Annotated in this window: 5 protein-coding genes; 4 read left to right on the top strand and 1 reads right to left on the bottom strand. The window is 26.7% G+C overall.

Annotated features, from left to right (window positions below; genetic code table 11):
• The first annotated feature begins 140 nt into the window (after positions 1-140).
• The 4 genes from E6A48_RS00075 to E6A48_RS00060 all read left to right on the top strand — a co-directional run bounded on the left by E6A48_RS00075 (position 141) and on the right by E6A48_RS00060 (position 3182).
• Positions 141-731: a TetR/AcrR family transcriptional regulator C-terminal domain-containing protein gene (locus E6A48_RS00075; RefSeq protein ID WP_219708026.1), complete on the top strand. Its 591-nt coding sequence runs from the start codon at positions 141-143 to the stop codon at positions 729-731.
• A 115-nt stretch (positions 732-846) separates the two neighbouring features.
• A complete protein-coding gene (locus tag E6A48_RS00070; RefSeq protein ID WP_219708025.1) occupies positions 847-1377 on the top strand; it encodes a hypothetical protein in 531 nt (176 codons plus the stop codon).
• Positions 1378-1389: 12 nt separating this feature from the next.
• Positions 1390-1911 carry a hypothetical protein gene (locus E6A48_RS00065; RefSeq protein ID WP_219708024.1) on the top strand — a complete coding sequence of 174 codons (522 nt, stop codon included), beginning with the start codon at positions 1390-1392 and terminating at the stop codon, positions 1909-1911.
• 77 nt (positions 1912-1988) lie between these two features.
• Positions 1989-3182 carry an aminotransferase-like domain-containing protein gene (locus E6A48_RS00060; protein ID WP_219708023.1) on the top strand — a complete coding sequence of 398 codons (1194 nt, stop codon included), beginning with the start codon at positions 1989-1991 and terminating at the stop codon, positions 3180-3182.
• Between the two features lie 392 nt (positions 3183-3574).
• On the opposite strand, the gene E6A48_RS00055 is transcribed toward E6A48_RS00060, so the two are convergent.
• Positions 3575-4455, bottom strand: an 881-nt coding sequence (locus E6A48_RS00055) for an AAA family ATPase (protein WP_219708022.1), incomplete at its 5' end; no start/stop codon positions are given.

The raw sequence follows: 4455 nt of genomic DNA, 5'->3' as shown, positions 1-4455 counted from the left end.
GCCTTATAATTTTTATAATATAAAAAAACAATAATAATAATATAATTATAATAAAATATCGATATTTTTTAATTTAAAAGTTTACATTATTTAATTTATATATATAATATAGTAAAAATAATTATGTTTTGGGTAAATCTATGAAAGCTTTGAACAATAAATCCACTATCAAAGTAAATAAGACAAAGAAAATATTAGAAGATGCTCTAGGTGCCTTGCTCGAAGAAAAACCGTTTGAAGAAATTAGAGTTATAGATATATGTTCAAAAGCTAATATGCATAGAAGTACTTTTTATACTTACTTTAATGATAAATATGAACTTTTAAAATCTAAGTTAGATGAGTATGAAGCAAAGTTTTTAGAAGATTTGCAAAGATATAAAATAGAAGATAAATTAAAAGATTTCCATATAGATATAATGATAAAGATTTTGCAGTATTTTTATTTTAATAGAAAATATTTAAAGATTATTTTTCAAAACAATAAAGATAACAGCATTACAAAGATATTACAAAAGTATTTAGAATCTTATGTTATAGAGGGTGTAAAGGATATGAAGCTTGCTAAGCCTGATAAACCTTATTTCTTTAATGTGATGGGTGCTTTTTATTCTGGAGCTTTTATTACTGTAATTAGTGAATGGATTTTAAATGATTGTACTATAAAACCTCAAGAACTTGCTGAGTGTATATCTGATATTATTATGCAAAGAATATTTGTATATGAATAAATTCTGTATTTTTTAATAAATAAACAAATAATTTACGATAATATTTACATAATGTTTTTACTTTTACTAATTTTATTTATTTTAATTAGTATGAGTATATTATGGAGTATGTATTATGAGAAAAGTATTATTTTGTTTGTTGTTATCTATTAGTTTTTTTAGTTTATTAAATGCCCAAAATATTACCAAAGATAGTGAGTATTCACAAAACTGGGTGAATTTTATTAACAGAAAAACTATAGATATGCAAGGGGCTTTATATGAAGGAATACCTGGAGGAAATTTGGTATTAGTTTCAGGAAGGTCTCCTTTTTCATTAATAAAAGAATATCATTTCTTGGGTGCTAGGTCAGATACTCAAGTTTATTATACACATCAAGTACCTTTAAGTTATTTTTATGAATCTGCACCTACTCTTGGAGTAGTATTAGTTGAGGGATATTCTTTGAATGGTTCTAAATTAACTAGATATATAAATTATGTAGAGAGTTATCAATCAAAATTAAAAAAATGGGAAGATAATAATATTATATCAAGCAACAATACAAAAGTTGCAAAACCAGATGCTAAATGGACAGAATACCCTATACCGCAGCCTGAAGATGTTAACTGGGCAGAGGGTTCTTATGCAGGAGAATTGTATTAAGGTTTTAGCATAGTGCAATATATATTTATTATAGCTGTAATATTTATTGTCATTGCTGTTTTATTTTTTATCACTAATAGCAGAGTTATATCTTATGATAAAGATTGGATTAAAGCAGTTAAAAGAAAAGTTGTAAATAGTGATAAAAAATATTTATTTGAAGAGAATGGTGATATTATTATAGATAATAAAAAAAAACTTACTTTAATAAAAGCTAAAAATAATAAGATGGCTGTTTATAGCAACAGTGATTTTATTAATAAGTTTATGCTTGTATTTTCTGCTTATACTTCTGTAAAAGTTACTTTTATGGAAGGATATATTATAGATAATAATAAGCTTTATTATACTTATGCTTATAAATCTTTATATTATAAAAAGCTAAATGATTGGATGAATAATAATGGTGTTTTTCAATCTAAGGAAGTATGGGTAGCAAATGAGAAAGTTAATTGGAAGACATTTCCTTCTCCAAGAGAAAATGATATAAATTGGGAGAAAAAGGTTTTGATAGGGGATATTGTAAAAATATAAAAAATTTTATAGTATAGCTATAGCATTATTGTTAATAGTATTGTATAATACAGAAAATTTTATTTATGGATATATTTATGAAATTAAGATTATCTAAAAGAGCATTACAAGAAGATTTTCAGGGCGATTTTGTTAAGATGATGCTAGAAGTTGCTGCTAAGGGTAATTTAATATCATTTGCAGGCGGACTTCCTAATCCTTCATCATTTCCTGTGGAGGCTGTAAAAGAGGCTTGTATTAAAGTGCTGTCAAATAATGGTGCTGGTGCTTTACAGTATAACAGTGTTGATGGTTATTTGCCTTTAAGAGAGTTTATTGCCAACAGGTACAAAAAAAGCGGTATTAATTTAGAGGCTAAAGATATAGTTATTACAAATGGTTCTCAGCAGGCATTAGATATTATAGCTTCTGTATTAGTGGATGCTGGGGATAATATTATGCTTGAAGACCCTTCATATTTGGCTGCTTTACAAACTTTTCACTTATATAATGCAAATATTCAAACAGTAAATCTTAAAGAAGATGGTGCTGATGTTGAAGAAGTTAAAAATGTAATAGAAAAATATAATCCTAAGTTCTTTTATTCTATTCCTACTTTTCAAAACCCAACTGGTATAACATATACTAATGAAGTTAGAGAAAAGATAGCTAATATAGTAAAGAAGAGCGATACTTTCTTTGTAGAAGATAATCCTTATGGAGAATTAAGATTTAAAGGCGAGCATCAAAATTCTTTTGGTAAATTGTTAGGAGAGCAGGCTATACTTCTTGGTACTTTCTCAAAGACAGTAGCCCCTGGTTTAAGATTAGGCTGGATTGCTTCACCTGTAAAAGAGCTTGTTACAAAAATGAAAGAGTATAAACAGCTTGTAGATATGCATACTAATATATTCTCTCAGATGGTTGTTGCTGAATATTTAAAAGATAATGATTATGATGAGCATATAAAAACAATTATAGATTTATATGGCAAACAATGTAACTGTATGCTTGAATGTTTAGATAAATACATGCCTAAAGATATGCATTGGACACATCCTGAAGGCGGTATGTTTATATGGGCTACTTTACCTAAAGGTTTAGATGCTATAGAATTAGGTAAGAGAGCAGCAGAGGCAGGAGTTGCAGTTACAGCAGGAGAGCCTTTCTATGAGAGAAAAAGAGGAGAGGGTACTTTTAGATTGAATTATACTAACTCTTCTTTTGAGAATATAGATAAAGGTATATCAATACTTGCAAAAGTAATAGAAGACATGAAAAAATCTCAATAATTTTCCTTATTATTATAATATATTTAAAGGGCGGCGATGAAGCCGCCTGTTTTGTTTTAAAGTAAATGTAATATATATTAAAAAATTTTTAAGTCTGTCAAAAAATATTTTTATGTTTTTTATTCTCGGGGGCTAGCCCCCCTGCGAAGCGTACCCGTAGGGTAGCACCCCCACTTCTTTTATTGATATAAAAGAAGCAAAAGAACTGCAATCTTTAGCTAAAATATTGCTATTATCTTTTTAATATATTCCTAGTATATTAGCCATACTACTCGCACTTTTTGCAACTTTGACGAAGTCCGCACAGCGTAAGCTGCGGGAAAAAGTTGAATAAAAACAAAGCGAAAGCGGGAAAAATAACAATAAAAAATTTATCAACATGCTTTTTAATATTATTTTAATTCTGCACAAGTTTTTGAAATATCATAAGCTCCATCTATTTTTGTGTAATTATTTTCTTTTATAAAGAAATATACATTTATCGGATAATTGTCTTTTAAGGCAATATGACTAAGCTGACTTAAAACTGATGAATCATAACTAGCAATAAATATTTGCACGCCTTCTTTTGAAATATCAACTAAAAACCTCATAAACTCACGAAGCATTTTAGGGTCTAAATTGTTTTCAGGCTCATCAATAAATAAAATACTTTTCTTTGTTAAATTACCTGTACTGTGAAGAACTTCAAATATTCCAAGCTTTTTTATTCCTTCAGCCGTTATATTAATGTTATAAATATTGCCGTCATTTTTATAATAATTAACAGCATTAGTATTTTCATCTATTTGTATATTGCCGTTATAAAAATCATATTTGTTTTTAAAAAAGCTTAATAATTCTTTTTCATCAATATTTTTTCTTGTAAATATTTCATAAATTATATCAGTATATGAATTATCAAATCCGCTTTCTATATTTTGATTTTTAAGATAAATAACTGTATTCATAATAGATAAAATTTCTTTAGCAGGTATGAATAAAGGTTTATAATCATAATTGTAGCCATTAATTTTATCATTGGAAGTTATAGTTTCATTTTTACTATTTAAAATAGAAGCATTAAAATTAATAGTATTTCCATCATACAGATAAAGATTTTTTAGTTTATCTATTGGTTTATTACTAGTGTCAAATTGAAAATTATTAAAAGCATAAAGATTATTAATATACTGAAATATATTGCAATCTCCAATATCGTTATTTTTTATGTTTTTAAGCTGATGAGTTATACAATATAAAAATTTTAATATAGTAGTTTTTCCTGTATCAT

This window comes from Brachyspira pilosicoli, assembly GCF_019402445.1.
GTDB classification, from domain to species: domain Bacteria; phylum Spirochaetota; class Brachyspiria; order Brachyspirales; family Brachyspiraceae; genus Brachyspira; species Brachyspira pilosicoli_B.
Note: the sequence above shows the minus strand (reverse complement) of the source record. Positions and strands in the feature narration are given on the sequence as shown.